The sequence below is a fragment of the Castellaniella denitrificans genome, from assembly GCF_042653765.1.
Classification (GTDB): domain Bacteria; phylum Pseudomonadota; class Gammaproteobacteria; order Burkholderiales; family Burkholderiaceae_B; genus Castellaniella; species Castellaniella denitrificans.
The window spans coordinates 979,628-997,218 of the sequence record NZ_JBHSEZ010000001.1 but is presented as its reverse complement, the minus strand read 5'-3'; the positions used below and the strand labels follow the sequence as shown (position 1 = coordinate 997,218).

Annotated in this window: 11 protein-coding genes; 4 read left to right on the top strand and 7 right to left on the bottom strand. The window is 70.2% G+C overall.

From position 1 onward, the window contains the following. Positions 1-27: 27 nt before the first annotated feature. Positions 28-1,164: a deoxyguanosinetriphosphate triphosphohydrolase gene (locus tag ACFO27_RS04665; protein ID WP_376816228.1), complete on the top strand. Its 1,137-nt coding sequence runs from the start codon at positions 28-30 to the stop codon at positions 1,162-1,164. Between the two features lie 106 nt (positions 1,165-1,270). Here the strand turns inward: ACFO27_RS04665 and ACFO27_RS04660 are convergent, their stop codons facing one another. Next, positions 1,271-3,697 (bottom strand): AMP-binding protein, encoded by a 2,427-nt coding sequence (locus tag ACFO27_RS04660; RefSeq protein WP_376816227.1) that lies wholly within the window; start codon positions 3,695-3,697, stop codon positions 1,271-1,273. 188 nt (positions 3,698-3,885) lie between these two features. Between ACFO27_RS04660 and ACFO27_RS04655 the strand changes: the two genes are divergently transcribed. Next, positions 3,886-5,280, top strand: a complete 1,395-nt coding sequence (locus ACFO27_RS04655; protein ID WP_376816226.1) for a CoA transferase — start codon at positions 3,886-3,888, stop codon at positions 5,278-5,280. Between the two features lie 27 nt (positions 5,281-5,307). Here ACFO27_RS04655 and ACFO27_RS04650 read toward each other — a convergent pair whose 3' ends face one another. From ACFO27_RS04650 to ACFO27_RS04630, 5 genes are all read right to left on the bottom strand, one after another. Then, positions 5,308-6,861 (bottom strand): tripartite tricarboxylate transporter permease, encoded by a 1,554-nt coding sequence (locus ACFO27_RS04650; RefSeq protein WP_376816225.1) that lies wholly within the window; start codon positions 6,859-6,861, stop codon positions 5,308-5,310. Then, a complete protein-coding gene (locus ACFO27_RS04645; protein ID WP_376816224.1) occupies positions 6,858-7,295 on the bottom strand; it encodes a tripartite tricarboxylate transporter TctB family protein in 438 nt (145 codons plus the stop codon). The genes ACFO27_RS04650 and ACFO27_RS04645 overlap by 4 nt, the downstream gene beginning before the upstream one ends. A gap of 20 nt (positions 7,296-7,315) precedes the next feature. Then, a complete protein-coding gene (locus ACFO27_RS04640; RefSeq protein WP_376816223.1) occupies positions 7,316-8,296 on the bottom strand; it encodes a Bug family tripartite tricarboxylate transporter substrate binding protein in 981 nt (326 codons plus the stop codon). A gap of 91 nt (positions 8,297-8,387) precedes the next feature. Further along, complete coding sequence (locus ACFO27_RS04635; protein WP_376816412.1) at positions 8,388-9,776, bottom strand: sensor histidine kinase; 1,389 nt, start codon at positions 9,774-9,776, stop codon at positions 8,388-8,390. 25 nt (positions 9,777-9,801) lie between these two features. Next, positions 9,802-10,485 carry a response regulator gene (locus ACFO27_RS04630; protein ID WP_376816222.1) on the bottom strand — a complete coding sequence of 228 codons (684 nt, stop codon included), beginning with the start codon at positions 10,483-10,485 and terminating at the stop codon, positions 9,802-9,804. Between the two features lie 138 nt (positions 10,486-10,623). Here ACFO27_RS04630 and ACFO27_RS04625 point away from each other — a divergent pair, with 138 nt between their 5' ends. Further along, the gene (locus ACFO27_RS04625) at positions 10,624-13,353 is read left to right on the top strand and encodes a diguanylate cyclase (protein ID WP_376816221.1); all 2,730 of its coding nucleotides are present in this window, start codon (positions 10,624-10,626) and stop codon (positions 13,351-13,353) included. Between the two features lie 13 nt (positions 13,354-13,366). Here the strand turns inward: ACFO27_RS04625 and uvrA are convergent, their stop codons facing one another. After that, complete coding sequence (uvrA, locus tag ACFO27_RS04620; RefSeq protein ID WP_376816220.1) at positions 13,367-16,237, bottom strand: excinuclease ABC subunit UvrA; 2,871 nt, start codon at positions 16,235-16,237, stop codon at positions 13,367-13,369. Positions 16,238-16,314: 77 nt separating this feature from the next. Here uvrA and ACFO27_RS04615 point away from each other — a divergent pair, with 77 nt between their 5' ends. After that, positions 16,315-17,514, top strand: a complete 1,200-nt coding sequence (locus ACFO27_RS04615; RefSeq protein WP_376816219.1) for an MFS transporter — start codon at positions 16,315-16,317, stop codon at positions 17,512-17,514. Positions 17,515-17,591: the final 77 nt, after the last annotated feature.

The following is a 17,591-nucleotide window of genomic DNA, read 5'->3' as shown; positions in this document are numbered from 1 at the left end:
ATACCGGTCGACAGGAGTCGCGAAGGCATGAACAATCAGATCGGTCCGGCCCCCTACGCCTGCCGCCCGGACGCTTCCCGGGGACGCCGCCATCCCGAGCCGCCGCCCGACGGCCGCACCGGTTTCCAGCGCGACCGCGACCGCATCGTCCATTGCTCCGCCTTCCGCCGGCTGGAATACAAGACCCAGGTCTTCCTCAACCACGAGGGCGACCTGTTCCGCACCCGTCTCACGCACAGCGTCGAGGTCGCGCAGATCGCGCGCACGCTGGCGCGCAACCTGGGGGCGAACGAGGACCTGACCGAGGCCATCGCCCTGGCTCACGACCTGGGCCACACGCCCTTCGGCCACGCGGGCCAGGACGAGCTCAACGCCTGCCTGCGCGAACTGGCGCCCGAGGCCGGGGGCTTCGAGCACAACCTCCAGAGCCTGCGGGTGGTCGACGAACTCGAGGAACGCTACGCGGCCTTCAACGGCCTGAACCTGTGCTTCGAGACACGCGAGGGCATTCTCAAGCATTGTTCGCGCGCCCATGCGCGGCGGCTGGGCGAGGTCGGCGCGCGTTTCCTGGACGGCACCCAGCCGTCCCTGGAAGCGCAGCTGACCAACCTGGCCGACGAGATCGCCTACAACAACCACGACGTGGACGACGGCCTGCGCTCGGGCCTGATCACGGTGCCGCAACTGCTGCACCTGGACATCTTCGCCGCGCATCACGAGCAGGTCCTGCGCCGCCACCCGGACGCCGAGCCCAAGCGGCTGGTGTCCGAGGTCATCCGCGCGATGATCAACACCCTGGTGCTCGACCTGACGCGCACCACGGCGGACCGCATCGCCCGGCTGCGGCCGCGGTCGGCGGACGAGGTCCGGGCCGGCCCGCCGCTGGCGGCCTTCTCCGACGAGATCCGCGCCCAGGCCGACGCCCTCAAGCAGTTCCTGCTGAAGAACCTGTACCGGCATTTCCAGGTCATGCGCATGACGGGCAAGGCCCGGCGCGTGGTGCGCGAACTGTTCCAGGCGTTCCTGGACGATCCCCGGCTGCTGGCGGACGAATACCGGCGCGACGATCCGGTGGAGCAGGCGCGGGCGATCGCGGACTACATCGCCGGCATGACGGACCGCTACGCGATCCGCGAGCACCGGGCGATCTACAGGATGGATTGAATGGAAGCCGGGAAGCCCTGGTTTCGGGGCATCGGGGCATCCGCCTGAAAACTGCGCCCGGCAGGTGCGCCTCAGCGAACGGAAGACCGCATGGCGTGCCGGCCTGCTATTCGTTGCCGGGGATGTCGCGCCAGAACCGGTAGCAGCTCTTGCCCGCCGCCTTGGCGGCGTACATGGCCTCGTCGGCCCGGGCGAAGAACTGGATCGCCGACGTGCTGTCCCCGGGGTGGAGCACGATGCCGATGCTGCAGCGCACATGGACCTCGGGCATCGCCTCGCCGCGGATGTCGATCGGCGCGGCGATCCGCTCGACCAGTCGCCGCGCGCAGGCCTGGACGAAATCCCGGCCGTCGATGCCGTCGAGCACCACGGAAAATTCGTCGCCGCCCAGGCGGGCCACGATATCGTGCGGGCGCAGGGCATCCACGATCCGCCGCGCGATCACCCGCAGCACGTAATCCCCGGCCTTGTGGCCCAGGGAATCGTTGATCGGCTTGAAATCGTCCAGGTCGATCAGCAGTGCCGCGCGCCGGATGCCGGGATGCGCATCGGGCGTGTCCGTGAACACATGCCCGGCCAGCCATTCGCGCATGTAACGGCGATTGGGCAGGCCGGTCAGGTCGTCGTGCAGCGCCTGATCGCGCAATTGCTGCTGGGCCCGGGTCTGGTCGATGGCGATGATGGCCAGGTCGGCCGCCATCCGTCCCATCATCTGCTCGCGGCTGTGCAGCGGGTCGTCGCCCGGGCGCATCAGGATGACGAGTCCGGTGACGTGATCATCGGCATTGATCAACGGCTGCGCCCAGCATGTCCGCATCCCCGGCGCCTGGAGAGAATGGCAGGAGGTGTCCCCGGCCGGGTCCGGCGGGCAACGGTCGAGGATTTCCTGGCGCTGCCGGATCGCGGCATGCCAGGGGCCGGGCAGGCCGGCCACATCTCGGCTGGCCAGGCCGGCCCGGAGGGATTCGGGCAGCCAAGGGGCGATGATCTCGGCGACCTGGGATTTCCCGGCCTTCAGGACCAGCACGGCGCAATGGCTGCCGGGCAGGCGGGTTTCGACGAAACGGCACATCAGGTCCAGCACGGTGCCCAGGGGTTCCCGCCGGGCGACCGCCTGCAGGATGTGCACCTGGGCGCTCATGCGCGAGATCTCGTCGGTGATCTCGAGGCAGGTTTCCTCCATCGAGCGGCCGATGACCCGGCCATAGCCTTGGCCGTCCAGGGCGACCCGGTCGCCTGTGCGCAGCCAGCCGTCCGCGTCGAGGATCCCGGCGGTTTTCTGTTCGTTGCCCCAATAGCCCAGCATCACCGAATAGCCGCGGATGCACAGCTCGCCCGGCATGCCGCTCGGCACGATGTCGCCGTCGGCGTCGACGACCTTGCATTCCAGGTGGGGCAGCGGGCGGCCGATGGTGGATATCCGGTTGCCCGGCGGGTCTCCGGCGGACGTCTGGAAGCTGACCGGACTGGTCTCGGTCATGCCATAGGCGATGGTGACGTCGCGCATGTGCATGACATCCATGACCTGGGCCAGGATGTCCGCCGGACAATGGGCGCCGGCCATGCAGCCGGTGCGCAGGCTGGACAGGTCGAATCCGGCGAAGCCCGGGTGGGCCAGCAGCGCCGCGAACATGGATGGCACGCCATAGAGTCCGGTGCAGCGTTCCCGGGCGATGCATTCCAGCACCGCCAGGGGATCGAACGCGTCGCCGGGATAGATCATGGCGGCGCCGTGGGTCAGGCAGCCCAGGTTACCCATGACCATGCCGAAGCAATGCCAGAGCGGCACCGGGATGCATAGCCGGTCGCCCGACCGCAGGCCGACCCGTTCGCCGACGTAATAACCGTTGTTCAGAATGTTGTGATGCGACAGGGTGACGCCCTTGGGCAGGCCGGTGGCCCCGCTCGTGAACTGGATCACCACCGGATCATGGCAATCGATCCGGCATGCGGCCGCATCCAGCGCCGCCAGGTCATCCGGGCCGGCCCGGGTTCCCAGCTCGTGAAACGGCAGCCAGCCGGGGCGTTCCGTGGCGCCGATGCGGATCAGGTGGCGCAGGGCCGGCAGATTCCGCGACCAGAGCTGGCCGGCGGGGCTCGAGGGAGTTTCCGGCAGCAGCGATTCGATGGCCCGGGTGGGATCGCCGAACCGGGCATGGTTCGCCACGATCAGGGCCTTGCAGGGGATCTCGCGCAGCATGAATTCCAGTTCGCTGGCGCCATAGGCCACATTGATGCTGACCAGGACCATGCCCGCCCGGGCGACCGCGAACTGGACCAGGGGCCATTCGGCGCAATTCGGCGCCCACAGGCCGACCAGATCCCCGCGCCGCAGACCCAGGGCCATCAGCCCCGCGGCGATCCGGCTGGCGCGTTCGTTCAACTGGGCATAGTTCAGGCGGATGCCCTGATGCGCTGAAACCAGGGCTTCCTGGTCGGGCCAGGCGTGGGCTGCATGCGACAGGGCCTGGCCGATGGTTTCTGTCCGCAGGGGGGGATGGTCCGGCCCCGAGACAAGACTTGGACGGCTCATAATCCTTCGTGTATTGCTGCCGGCCTGTCTCGCCGGCTGATACGATTCGTGATCCCGGGATCGAATGGCCCGGGACTCTATAAGAAAGAAAGCGTGGGACAATCCGACTGTATGCCGCGTCGGTACGACAAGTCGTTGATCTGGATTAATTCCGCACCCCTCCGCCGCGACCCCACAGGAGGCATGCCATGACACTTGATGATTCCGCGTCCGGATTTTTCCTGCGCGCAATGCGGGCGGCGCTGGATGAGCCCTGGTCGGGCGAGGGGCCCCGGATCACGGGTGAAGGGAGTCTGGCCTCGCGCTATCCCGTCACCGGCCTGGCTTGCGCCGGGATCGGGACGGCGGCGCTCATGCTGTCCCGCTGGATCGATCCCGTCCATTCGCCGGCCGTGCTGCTCGACCGGGCACTGGCCTCGTGGTGGTTCGGCTTCAGCATCCGGCCGCTGGGCTGGGAACGGCCGAACGTGCGCGACGCCGTCACGGGCGACTACGCGGCGCGGGACGGCTGGATCCGCCTGCACGCCAACGCGGCCCATCATCGCCGTCGGGCGCTGGAGGCGCTGGGCCTGCCCGGCGACGCCGGCCGCGCGGTCGTCGCCGAGCGGGTCCGGCGCGAATCCGCCGGGGCGCTGGAAGACGCCATCGTGGATCGGGGCGGCTGCGCGGCCGCCCTGCGCGCGCCCGGGGCCTGGCGCGACCATCCCCAGGGGCGCGCCGTCGCGTCGGAGCCGCTGGTCCACCGCCTGCCCGGATCGGCCGGGACGCCGGACGCCGGGTGGCTGGACGACCCGAACCCCGAACGGCCGCTGGCGGGCATCCGCGTGCTGGACCTGACCCGCGTGCTGGCCGGCCCGGCGACCACGCGCTTTCTGGCCGCCTATGGCGCCCAGGTCCTGCGCCTGGACCCGGAGGATTGGGACGAGCCGGGCATGATCCCCGAAGTCACCGTGGGCAAGCGCTGCGCCTTCCTGGACCTGCGCCGCCCCGAGGGGCTGGAGCGGTTCCGGCGGCTGCTGGCCCGGGCCGACGTGCTGGTCCACGGCTACCGGCCCGGCGCGCTGGACGCGCTGGGGCTGGACGCCGAGGCCCGCCAGGCCATCCGGCCCGGCCTGGTGGACGTCTGCCTGGACGCTTGGGGCTGGACCGGACCCTGGCGGGCGCGCCGGGGGTTCGACAGCCTGGTGCAGATGAGCGCCGGCATCGCCTGGGCGGGCGAGGACGCGGCGCCCGATCCCCTGCCGGTCCAGGCGCTGGACCAGTCGGCGGGGTACCTGATGGCGGCCTGCGCGCTGCGCGGCCTGTCGCTGCGCCGGGAAACCGGCCTGGGCGGCGGCTGGCGCGTGTCGTTGGCCCGGATGGCGTGTTTGCTGCAGGAAGCGGCCGACGCCGCGTCCGGGACCCCGGCGCGGGATGCGCCCGTCCTCGGGCCGGCGCCCGGCCCGGCCTACGACCCGGCGGTCGAGCCGACCGCGTGGGGCCCCGCGCAAAGACTGCGGGCGCCCTGCCGCGTGGAGGGCGCCCGCTGGGGCTGGGACCTGCCGGCGGGACCGCTGCGCAGCGGCCCGCCGGACTGGTGGTGAGATCGGACCGGGGCGCGCGGCCGGTTCTCAGTCGTCGGAGGCGACGAGGTCGGGCGTGACGGCTTCGCCCTTCTGGCGCCGCTTCGCACGGCGCCAGCGCATCAGGGGCGGGACGACGACGATGAGCAGCGACACGATCCACAGGCCCAGGGCGATCGGGCTGTCCCACAGGATGTGCAGTTCGCCGTTGGTGATGGACAGCGCGCGGCGCAGGTTCTGTTCCATCATGTCGCCCAGCACGACCCCCAGCACCATCGGCGCCATGGGCACGCCGGCCTTGCGCAGCAGGTAGCCGATCAGGCCCAGGAAGGCGGCCATGGTCAGGTCGAAGGTGCCGGCGTTGATCGCGTACACCCCGATGTAGCTGATGCACAGGATGCCGGGGACCAGCAGCCAGTTCGGCAGCGACAGGACCTTCGAGAAGACCCGCACCATCGGGATGTTCATCAGGAACAGCAGCACGTTGGCGATGAACAGCGAGGCGACCAGGCCCCAGACCAGTTCCGGCTTGGTGTCGAACAGCACCGGGCCGGGGGTGATGTTGTACAGGGTCAGCGCGCCCATCATCACGGCCGTGGTCCCGGAGCCGGGCACGCCCAGGGTCAGCATGGGCACGAAGGAGCCGACGGCCGATGCGGTGGAGGCGGCTTCCGGCGCGGTCACGCCGCGCAGGTCGCCCTCGCCGAAGCACGCATTGGGGTCGCGGCCTTCCTGGTAGCGTTTTTCGTTGGAGTAGGCCACGGCGGACGCCACGCTGGCGCCGGCGCCCGGCAGTACGCCGATGAAGAAGCCCAGGATGGAACTGCGCAGCACGGTCCATTTCGTGAACAGCAGCTCCTTCAGGTTGAAGAGCTTGCGCTCGTTGGGCGGGACCTCCGGGGATTCGCCGCGGATGGAGGATTCCAGCAGCTCCAGCAATTCGGCGATGGCGAACAGCGCGATCACCACCACCACGAAGTCGATGCCGTCGAACAGGTGGACGGAATCGAAGGTGTAGCGGTAGACCCCCGAATTGGCGTCCACGCCCACCGTGGCGATGGCCAGGCCCAGCATCGCCGACAGCGTGCCCTTGACCGGCTGGCGGCCCAGCAGGCTGGTCAGGCAGCAGAAGGCGAAGACGATCAGCACGAAGTATTCGGCCGGCCCGAAGGCCAGGGCCCAGCGGGCCAGCAGGGGGGCGAGCAGAATCACGCCGATGGTGGCCACCAGCGAGCCGCAGAACGCCGACCAGCCCGACAGCGACAGGGCGACGTTGGACAGGCCCTTGCGCGACAGCGGGTAGCCGTCCAGGGTGGTCATGATGGCGCTGGCTTCGCCCGGCACGTTGATCAGGATGGCGCTGATGCGCCCGCCGTATTCGGCGCCCACGTACACGGCGGCCAGCAGGATCAGCGCGGTTTCCGGGGGCAGGTTGAGGGCGTAGGCGATGGGGATGAGCATGGCCACGCCGTTGATCGGCCCCAGGCCCGGCAGCACGCCGACCAGGGTGCCCAGGAAGGCGCCCAGGGCGGCGACCAGCAGGTTCATCCAGGAAAAGGCGACATCGAAGCCGATGCTCAGATGGTCGAATATCTGGCTCATGACAGGAACTCCAGGAGGCCCAGGGGCAGCACGACGTCCAGCGCCCGGTCGAACAGCAGGAAGAACAGCACGCCCATCACGACGCCGCCGATGATCATCTTGCCCCAGGCGCCGCCGAACAGGCGGCCGATCAGCACGGTGACGATGGCGGTGGCGATGATGAAGCCCAGGGTCTCGAAGAGCAGGGCGTAGCCGAAGATGTAGACCACCATCAGCAGCAGACGCGGCCAGTCGATCGGTTCCCCGGCGCGGCGGTCGCGCCAATGCTTGAACATCAGCCAGGCGCCGCACAGGGCGATGATCAGGGCGATCAGCATCGGGAAGGCCCGCGGGCCCACCGGTTCATAGGAAAAGGGGGCCTGCAGGTCGTGGCCGAACCACGCCATCAGGCTGGCGAAGATCAGGGCGCAGAAGCCCAGGGTGCGATCACTCATGGCGGGGTCCGGGCGTTGGCTTATTGACGGATCAGGCCGAAATCATTGGCCAGCTTGGCGTAGTCGGCGACGCGTTCCTTGACGTACTTGTCCAGTTCGGCGCCCGACTTGTTGAAGGGGAACAGGCCCTGCTTGTCGCGGATGGCGGCGAAGGACGCGTCGGCCTGGGTCTTGTCGAAGGCATTCACCCACCACTGGTAGTCGGCGTCCGAGACCTTCGGGCCGACGTAGAAGCCGCGGATGATGGGCCACTGGATGTCGAAGCCTTCTTCCTGGGCGGTCGGCACGGAGGACAGCTTGCCCGGCAGGCGTGCGTCGCTGAACACGGCCAGGACGCGGATCGGGGCGCCGCCTTCGAGCATGGTGAAGGCCTCGGCCGCGTCGCCCATGTAGGCCTGGATGTGGCCGCCGCGCAGGGCGGTGATCGCGTCGCCGCCGCCTTCGAAGGCCACGAAGCGCATCTTGCGGTAGTCCACGCCCGCCGCGCGCGCCGTCAGGGCCGCCTTCATCCAGTCCTGGCTGCCGACGGTGCCGCCGGCGCCCAGGACGATCTTGCTCGGATCCTGCTTGAAGGCCGCCATCAGGTCCTTCAGGTTCTTGTACGGCGAGTCGTCGCGCACCACGGCCACGCCGTAGTCGGTGCCCACGGCGGCCAGCCAGCGCACGTCGTTGACGTTGTAGCGGCCGAACTTCTTCTGGGCCAGGTTCAGCAGCGAACCGCCGGAAAAGGCCACGATGGAATTGGGGTCGTCCGGCTTCTGGGCGATCACGTGGTTGTAGGCCACGGCGCCGATGCCGCCGGGCATGTAGACGATGCGCATCGGGTCGGCCAGGGCGCCGGAGGCCTTCAGGCCTTCCTGGGCCAGGCGGCAGGTCAGGTCGAAGCCGCCGCCGGGGTTGGCCGGCGCGATGCATTCGGGTTTGGTCGGAGCCGCCTGGGCCGCCAGGCCCAGGGAGAGCAGGGCGCCGCCCAGCAGCAGCGACAGGGTACGGGATTTCATGGCGGGTCTCCTCGGATATGGGGGAACGCGCCGGTGGAATGGGTGGCGCGTGTTGGCGACACCTTAGGGCCGCCAAGCTTTCGGCCGCCTTTCAAAAGGATGATTTCTCGGGAAAACCCTGATCGGCGGGGAAGACGAGCGAGACCCGGACGCCCGGATCGGCGGGCTCGATGCGCAGGGCGCCGCCGTGCCGCTGCATGATGGTGTGGACGATGGCCAGGCCCAGGCCCGCGCCGTGGCCGCGTTTGCCGGCCTGCCCCCGGCGGAAACGCCGTCCCGCCTTGCGGATGTCGGTCTCGGTCATGCCCGGGCCGGTGTCGCGCACGCTCAGGACGACGTGCTCGGGCGTGCGCTCGATCCGCAGGGTGATGGCGCCCCCCTCGGGCGTGTACTTGATGGCGTTGTCCATCAGGTTGACGAGCGCCTCGCGCAGCAGCCATTCGATCCCGGCCACCGTGGCGCCGAGTTCGCCGCCTTCCATGGCGATGGTCTGCCGCTTCTGGCGCGCCAGGCTGTAGAGCTGGCGGATGACGTCCTGGGCCAGGGGTGTGAGCGCCACGGCGCGTGGCGGGCTGACGCGGGTGTCGGCTTCGCGTGCGCGGGCGAGCGCCAGCATCTGCGCGGCCGTGCGCTGCGCCTGATCCAGGCCTCCGCGCATGGCCAGCAGGGCGGCGCGCGCCTCGGCGGGGTCGGATTCGCGCAAGGCGTAGTCCAGCTGGGTGTGAAGGACGGCCAGCGGCGTGCGCAGCTGGTGCGAGGCGTCGTCCAGGAACTGGCGCTGCCGGCGCGCCTGGCGGGCGTGGCGGGCGACGTGCTGGTTGACGGCGTCCACCAGCGGCTGGACTTCCCGGGGGAGTTCCGGCGCGGAGATCGGGCTGAGATCGTCGGGCGCGCGGCCTTTCAGCTTGCGGTACAGGCGTGTGAGCGGGCGCAGGCCGATCAGCACGCCGACGACGATCAGGCCCGTGGAGGCCAGCACTTCGATCAGGTCGCGCACGATGTTGCGGACCATCATGTCCCGGATCACCCGGTCCCGGCCGCCGCGGTCCTCGCCCACCATGACGATGACCCGGCCGTCCTTCTGCCCGTAGAGCGGCGGCGACATGGGCCGGGCCAGGGCGGCGATGCGGATGGAGGCGCCCAGGTATTCGCGGTCGTAGAACACCGGGGTGTTCGTGGGCAGGCGCGCGTCGGGCAGCGGCAGGTCCTGATTGCCGATGTCGGCCAGGCCGTCCTCGGTCAGGATCCGGTAGTAGACCGAGTCGTTGGCGGTCAGTTCGAAGAATTCGAGCATCAGGTAGGGCAGCTCCACGGCCAGGCCGCCGCTGGCGGTGGAGATGTTGTGGTCGATGGCGCGCAGGGCGCCGGCCAGGGACCGGTCGTAGGCCAGGTCGACCTGCTGGTGCAATTGGCTGCTGGAAAACCACAGGGCCAGGCTCAGGACCGTGATCTGGGCCGGCACCAGGACCCACAGCAGCAGGGACCGGAGGCTGCCGGGCCGGCGCTCAGCCGGGCGCGTCACGGTTCAGCTCCAGGCAGTAGCCCATGCCGCGCAGCGTGACGATCTGCACGTCGGTGCCGGCCAGCTTCTTGCGCAGCCGGTGCACCAGGACCTCGATGGCTTCCAGGTTGATCGCCGTGTCGTCCGGGCTGATGCGTTCCAGGATCTGCTGCTTGGCGACCGGCTCCCCCGCCTTCTGCATCAGGACCTTGAGTGTCGCGTATTCCCGGGGCGACAGGTTCAGCGCCTCGTCGTCGTGCAGGAAGCGCTGGCTGCCGATGTCCAGCACCAGGTCGCCCAGGACCCAGCGGGGATGCTCGCGGCCCCGGCTGCGCCGGATCAGGGCGTTGAGCCGGGCTTCGAGTTCCTCGATGGCGAAGGGTTTGTGCATGAAGTCGTCGGCGCCCTCGTGCAGCGTGCCGATGCGCTCGGACAGCGAATCGCGCGCGGTCAGCACCAGCACCGGGCAGCGGTCGTCGCGCCCGCGCAGGCGGCGCAGGAATTCGTGGCCGTCCATCCCGGGCAGCCCCAGGTCGAGGATGATGGCGTCGAATTCCTCGACCGCCAGGCGGCGTTCGGCCAGTTCGGCGTCGTCGGCCCAGTCGACCATGAACCCGCCATGGCGGGCCAGGCCGCGGGCGAGCCACGAGGCCAGTTCCGATTCGTCTTCGATCAGCAGGATGCGCATGCCGAGCATCATAGAGTCGGATGCCCGGGTTTGCACAGACCGGGCGGCGTGGGCGGGAAGCATGGTTGTTTCCTGGTGGCGCGAAATGTATGCAGATGCGAAACTGCCGAAAAAAGGCTTGCGCGCCGGAGGTCCGGGTTGAAGCGTACGTTGTCCGTCGTGATCCTGCTGCTGCTCCTGGGCGTCGCCGCCGTACTGGGCGCGGAACGCTACGACCGTTCCCGCAGCGAAGCGCGCGTCATGGCCAGTGTCCGCCAGCAGTTCGAAGACCATGTCGTCCGCTTCCGGGACGACCTGCGGGCGCTGCAGGACCTGAACGGGCGCCTGGCCGCCGCGTTGGCGGCCGCGCCCGGCGGCGAGGCGGGTCCGTTCGCCTCGATCGCACCCGGCATGACGCAGGCCCGGCCCGACATCCGCAGCATCGTCTTCGTCCGCAAGCTGCGGATCGAGCAGGTCTATCCGATCGCCGGCAACGAGCCCGTCATCGGCCTGGACTACAGCTTGCGGCCCCAGTTCATGGCCAAGATCGCCTACATGATCCGGCACCGCGTGCCCGTGATCGACGGATCCACCCGCCTGGTGCAGACGGGACGCACCGGCCTGATCTTCCGCGCGCCGATCTTCGATGCGCCCGGCGGCGCGGGCGGCGACGGCTACCGCGGCATGACGGCCTTGACGGTCGACCTGGAAAACACCTTGCGCCGCGCCGGGCTGATCGGCCCGGAGGCCGCTTTCGACCTGGCGATCCGCAGCCGCGAGGAAGACCGGCCCGCCTACGGCCTGTTCGGCGACATGGGGCTGTTCGACCGGCCGCACGTCCCGGCGACGATCACGCTGCCGGACGCCGTCTGGGAACTGGCCGCCGCGCCCAAGAGCGGCCTGGCCTACGATCCCGCGCGCGCCTGGCTGATCCGGGGGGTAGGGGCCACCGTGACGCTGATCCTGCTGCTGGCGGTGCTGTATCGCCGCGGCGTGTGGCGCCCGCGGGCCGGCGAGTGCCTCGTCCGGGACGGACTGGCGTCCCTGCGCACGCTGCTGCTGGTCGCCACCCTGGCGCCCATGCCGCTGATGGTCGGCCTGGCGGGCTGGATGGTGTTCACGGTCTCGATCCAGGCGGTCGAGGACCTCGAACGGCAGCAGGTCGACGAACTGGCCGACCAGCTCCGGGACAAGGTCGTCGATTTCTTCGAAGTGCCGCGCGCGGCCGCGACCTTCAACGCCGGCCAGTTCAAGAGCGGGCTGGTCGGCCTGGACCGGCGGGAAGACCTGCTGCGCAGCTTCCTGCTGCAATTGCGCCAGCAGCCCCTGCTGACGCTGCTGTCCATCGGCACGGCCGATGGCGGCTACCTGGCGGCGGGCCGCCCTCCGGCGGGCACCGAGCGCGGCCTGCGCATCCTGGAGGCCGGCCCGGGCGGCGGCGGGGCGCTGCGCATCGACCGGGTGGACGACGACAACCGGCGCAGCACGTCGGCCGGCATCGGCAATCCCCATTATGACGCCCGGGTCCGTCCCTGGTTCCTGACCGCCCTGCAGGCCGACAGCCTGCGCTGGTATCCGGCCTATCACTACGCCATCCACGACCCGGGCGGCATTTTCGAAGGCATGGGTATGGGGATGTCGGTCGCCTTGCGCGACCAGGCCGGCCGCCTGACCGGCGTGCTGACGGCCGACGTGGCCTTGTCCCAGATCAGCCGGTTCCTGCGCGCGGAAATGGTCCGGATCGGCGGCATCGCCTTCCTGGCGGAGTCCGGCGGGGCGCTGCTGGCCAGTTCCGGCGGCGAGCCGATCTATCACCTGGAGGGCGGCCAGGTCCGCCGGGTGCTGGCGGACCAGAGCGACACTCCCGAGATCCGCCTGCTGGGCGCGCGCATCCTGCATTCGGAGCGGGTCACGGGGCGGCAGTCCCTGGAATTCGAGGGCCGCAGGTATTCGGCCCGCTGGCAGTCGATCCAGCTGCCGGACGGCCCCATGCTGACGATCGCCCTGGCGCTGCCGGAAAGCCGCTACGCCGAACCGGCCGAGCGGGCACTGAACCGCGTCGGCCTGCTGATCCTGGGCTTCTGGGTGGTCGGAGTCGCGGCCGCCCTGCTGGCGGCCTGGTGGCTGTCGCGCCCCCTGCTGTCCCTCAGCCGCTGGGCGGAAGAGCTCGCCGAAGGCGGGGGCCGGTTCAGCCCGTCGGTCCGCAGCCCGGTGCGCGAGATCGTCGTCCTGGCGCATGCGCTGGACCGCATGGCCGACCGGCAGCGCAGCCATGCCCGGGACCTCGAACGCCAGGTGGCCGAGCGCACGCAGGCGCTCGTCCAGGCCAATCAGCGCCTGGTCGGCCTGTCTCTGACCGATGGCCTGACCGGGCTGGCGAACCGCCGCCATTTCGACGAGGTCCTGGCGCGGGAAGGCGACCGGTCCCGCCGGGACCGGCGGCCGATGAGCCTGCTGATGCTCGATGTGGACTGGTTCAAGCATTACAACGACCAGTACGGGCATCCGGCGGGCGACGTCGTGCTGTGCCAGATCGCCCGCGTCCTGCTCGAGTCCGTGCGCCGTCCGGGCGACCTGGCGGCCCGCTACGGCGGCGAGGAATTCGCCGTGATCCTGCCGGGCCTGGACGTCCACGCGGCGCAAGGGATGGCGGAGCGGATCCGGTCCCGCGTCGAGGCGCTGGCCATCGCGCATGCGCATGGCCTGTCGGGCCGGGTCACGATCAGCGTCGGCGTGGCGGAAATGGACCTGGACGACGCCCATGGGGCCGAGACCCTGGTCGGCCGGGCCGACGCGGCGCTCTATCGGGCCAAGGCCGGGGGCCGCAACCGCGTCGAGACCGCCGGCGCGGCCGCGGGGCCGGAGGGGCCGGAGACGCCCGCGGCCTGAACCGGTCCCGATCCTAGGAGGGATCCCGGGCGCCGCGCGGCGCCAGCACGCCCTTGAGCCATTGGCCGGTGTGGCTGCCGGGCGTGGCGGCCACGGTCTCCGGCGTGCCCTGGGCGACGATCCGGCCGCCGCCCGCGCCGCCTTCGGGCCCCAGGTCCACGATCCAGTCGGCGGTCTTGATCACGTCCAGGTTGTGCTCGATCACTAGGACGGTGCTGCCCGCGTCCACCAGGCGGCGCAGCACGTCCAGCAGCACGTCGATGTCGTGGAAGTGCAGGCCGGTGGTGGGTTCGTCCAGCACGTACAGGGTGCGCTCCGAGCCGCGCCGGGACAGCTCCTGCGACAGCTTGATGCGCTGCGCCTCGCCGCCCGACAGGGTGGTGGCGCTCTGGCCCAGGCGGATGTAGGACAGGCCGACGTCCATCAGGGTCTGCAGCTTGCGGGCCACGGCGGGCACCGCCTGGAACAGTTCCAGGGCCTGGGCCACCGTCAGGTCCAGGACTTCGCTGATGGACAGGCCCCGGTAGCGGATGTCCAGGGTTTCGCGGTTGTAGCGGCGGCCCTCGCAGACCTCGCAGGGCACGTACATGTCGGGCAGGAAGTGCATTTCCACGCGCACCACGCCGTCGCCCTGGCAGGCTTCGCAGCGTCCGCCCTTGACGTTGAAGGAAAAGCGTCCCGGGTCGTAGCCGCGCAGGCGGGCCTCGGGCACCCCCGCGTACAGCTCGCGGATGGGCGTGAACAGGCCCGTGTAGGTCGCCGGGTTGCTGCGCGGCGTGCGACCGATGGGGTTCTGGTCCACGCTGATGATCTTGTCGAAGGCGTCCAGGCCCTCGATGCGGTCGTGCGGGGCGGGGTCGGCCTGGGCGCGGTTCAGCGCCTGGGCCAGCGCGGCCACCAGGGTATCGTTGATCAGGGTGGACTTGCCCGATCCCGACACACCGGTGACGCAGGTCAGGCGGCCGACCGGAATGGCCAGATCGACGGATCGCAGGTTGTTGCCCCGGCACCCCAGGACGCGCAGCCAGGCCTGGTCCGGCCCGACCGGGCGGCGTTCCGGAATGGCGATCCGCCGCGTGCCCGCCAGGTACTGGCCGGTCAGCGACTGGGGGTGCGCCATGATTTCCGCCGGCGTGCCCTGGGCGACCACGCAGCCGCCCTGCTCGCCCGCGCCCGGACCCATGTCCAGCACGTGGTCGGCGGCGCGGATCATGTCCTCGTCGTGCTCGACCACGATCACGCTGTTGCCCAGGTCGCGCAGTTGCCGCAGGGTTTCGATCAGGCGGTGGTTGTCGCGCTGGTGCAGGCCGATGGACGGTTCGTCGAGCACGTACATGACGCCGGTCAGGCCCGAGCCGATCTGGCTGGCCAGGCGGATGCGCTGGGCCTCGCCGCCGGACAGGGTGTCGGCGCCCCGGTCCAGGGACAGGTAGCCCAGGCCCACGTTGACCAGGAAGTCCAGCCGGGCGCGGATTTCCTGGATGATGCGGTCGGCGACCTCGCGCCGCGCGCCGTCCGGCGACCAGTCGAGGAACCATTGCCGGCAGTCGGCCAGCGACAGGGATTCGATTTCATACAGGGCGCGGCCGCGCCGCTCGCCGGGGCCGGGATCCTGGCCGATGAGGACGTTGCGGGCCTCGGAGCACAGGCGGGCGCCCCGGCATTCCGGACAGAGGATCAGATGGCGCAGCCGGCCGAGCTCCTCGCGCACGGCGCTGGAATGCGTTTCGCGCCAGCGCCGTTCCAGGTTGGGGATGATGCCCTCGAAGGCGTGCCGCTTCAGGGCGGGGATGCCGCCCTCGCCCAGGTACTGGAAGGCGATCTCCTGGCCGTCGGAGCCGTGCAGGATGTGATGGCGCACGTCCGGATCCAGCGACTGGAAGGGCGCGTCCAGGTCGAAGCCGTAGTGCCGCGCCAGGCTGGCCATCATGGCGTAGCTGAAGGCGTTGCGGCGGTCCCAGCCGTGGATGGCGCCGGCGGCCAGGCTCAGCTCGGGGAAGGCGACGACGCGCGCCGGGTCGAAGGATTCCACCTGGCCCAGGCCGTTGCAGGTCGGACAGGCGCCGGCGGGGTTGTTGAAGCTGAACAGGCGCGGCTCCAGCGCGCCCATGCCGCGCGCGCAGACCGGGCAGGCGTAGGCGGCGGAAAAGGCCTGTTCCCGTCCGGTGTCCAGGTCCAGCGCCAGGGCGCGGCCCTGCGCCAGCTCCAGCGCGGTCTCGAAGCTTTCGGCCAGCCGCTGGCGGCTGTCGGGGCGCACGCGCAGCCGGTCCACGACCACGTCCAGGTCCCAGGGGCCGTCCGTCGCGGCCGGCGGCGCGCCGCCGTCCAGCGGCTGGATGACGCCGTTGATGCGGACCCGCACGAAGCCCAGCGCCTGCAGGCGGCGGCATTCGGCCGTCAGGTCGTCCTGCCGGGCGCGGGCCACCGGCGCCAGGATGGCCACGCGGCTGTCCTCGGGACGGGACAGGACCTGGTCCACCATCTGGCTGACGCTCTGCGCCCGCAACGGCAGGTCGTGGTCCGGGCAGTAGGGGGTGCCGACCCGGGCGTACAGCAGGCGCAGGTAGTCGTGGATCTCGGTGACCGTGCCCACGGTCGAGCGCGGGTTGTGGCCGGCGGTCTTCTGTTCGATGGCGATGGCGGGCGACAGGCCGGTGATGACGTCCACGTCGGGCTTGTCCATCATCTGCAGGAACTGCCGCGCGTAGGCCGACAGGCTTTCGACGTAGCGGCGCTGGCCTTCGGCGTACAGGGTGTCGAAGGCCAGGGACGATTTCCCGGAGCCGGACAGGCCCGTGAGCACGACCAGCTTGCGCCGGGGCAGGTCGACCGAGACGTTCTTCAGATTGTGGGTGCGCGCGCCGCGGATGCTGATGGCGTCCATGCCGGTAGGGGAGTTCAGGTTTTTCAAAGGCCAACTTGATACTATAACGCGCAGCTCTCCTTCTTTTGGCCTTCCCCATGTCCGCATCTTCCCGTCCGCGCCCGCCCGCGCTCCGGCTGACTCCCCTGGAACGGCGCAGCAGCATCGCCCTGGCGACCCTGTTCGCCGCCCGGATGCTGGGCCTGTTCCTGCTGACGCCGATCTTCGCCGTGGCGGCGCGCACCCTGGCGGGGGGCGACGATCCGGTGCGGGTGGGGCTGGCCCTGGGGGCGTACGGCCTGACCCAGGCGATCATGCAGATTCCTCTGGGCATGGCGTCCGACCGCTACGGGCGCCGCCCGGTGATCGTCTTCGGCATGCTGCTGTTCGTGGCGGGCGGAGTGATCTGCGCCCTGACCAACGATGTGGACTGGGTGACGGTCGGCCGCGTGGTGCAGGGGCTGGGGGCCGTGTCGGCCGCCATCACGGCCTGGATCGCCGACGCCACCCGCCCCGAGGTCCGCACGCGCGCCATGGCCATGGTGGGCGGGTCGATCGGGGTTTCCTTCGCCCTGTCGCTGGTGCTCTCGCCCCTGCTGGTGGGCGAGTTCGGCCTGTCGGGGCTGTTCTGGGCGATCAGTCTGCTGGGCTTCGCCTGTCTGCTGATCGCGATGTTCTTCGTGCCGGACGTGCCGCGCTCCGAAGCCGACATCGTCCAGGCCACGGCGCACGACGTGCTGGGCCACCGCGACCTGTTGCGCCTGAATTTCGGCGTCTTCTGCCTGCATTTCATCCTGATGTCGCTGTTCATGGTGGCGCCGGGCCTGCTGGGCCGCCTGGGGGGCTACGATTCCGCCAGCCTGTGGCAGGTCTACCTGCCGGTCATCCTGGCGTCCTTCGTCCTGATGGTGCCGGCCGTCTTCTATACCGAGACGCGCAAGGCCCACAAGCCCGCGCTCGAATGGGCGGTGCTGGGCCTGGCGGTGGTGCTGGGGGCGCTGCCCTGGCTGACCGATTCCTTCTGGCTGGTGGTGTCGGCCTTCGTCGCCTTCTTCGTGGCCTTCAACATCCTGGAGGCCCTGCAGCCCTCGCTGGTGTCGCGCGTGGCGCCGCCCGCCTACAAGGGCCTGGCGCTGGGGTTCTACAACACCGCCCAGTCCCTGGGGGTGTTCGCCGGCGGCGTGCTGGGGGGCATCCTGGCGCGTACCGGCGGTCCTTCCATGGTGTTCTGGGCCGGCGCCATGCTGGCGGCGGTCTGGCTGTATACGGCGCGCGGGTTCAAGGACGTGAAGTCCTGACGCGGGGATCGCTTGTAGTGGAAAACCCGCGTGGGCGATAATGATCATTTGATGCATTTCGATGTGCCCGGGACGGC

Bases quoted from the DNA above. Each gene is read 5' to 3' on its own strand.
- ACFO27_RS04630 (WP_376816222.1), bottom strand. From the start codon at position 10,485: ATGCGCATCCTGCTGATCGAAGACGAATCGGAACTGGCCTCGTGGCTC.
- ACFO27_RS04650 (WP_376816225.1), bottom strand. From the start codon at position 6,861: ATGAGCCAGATATTCGACCATCTGAGCATCGGCTTCGATGTCGCCTTT.
- ACFO27_RS04615 (WP_376816219.1), top strand. From the start codon at position 16,315: ATGTCCGCATCTTCCCGTCCGCGCCCGCCCGCGCTCCGGCTGACTCCC.
- ACFO27_RS04660 (WP_376816227.1), bottom strand. From the start codon at position 3,697: ATGAGCCGTCCAAGTCTTGTCTCGGGGCCGGACCATCCCCCCCTGCGG.
- ACFO27_RS04645 (WP_376816224.1), bottom strand. From the start codon at position 7,295: ATGAGTGATCGCACCCTGGGCTTCTGCGCCCTGATCTTCGCCAGCCTG.
- ACFO27_RS04665 (WP_376816228.1), top strand. From the start codon at position 28: ATGAACAATCAGATCGGTCCGGCCCCCTACGCCTGCCGCCCGGACGCT.
- ACFO27_RS04655 (WP_376816226.1), top strand. From the start codon at position 3,886: ATGACACTTGATGATTCCGCGTCCGGATTTTTCCTGCGCGCAATGCGG.
- ACFO27_RS04640 (WP_376816223.1), bottom strand. From the start codon at position 8,296: ATGAAATCCCGTACCCTGTCGCTGCTGCTGGGCGGCGCCCTGCTCTCC.
- uvrA (WP_376816220.1), bottom strand. From the start codon at position 16,237: ATGGACGCCATCAGCATCCGCGGCGCGCGCACCCACAATCTGAAGAAC.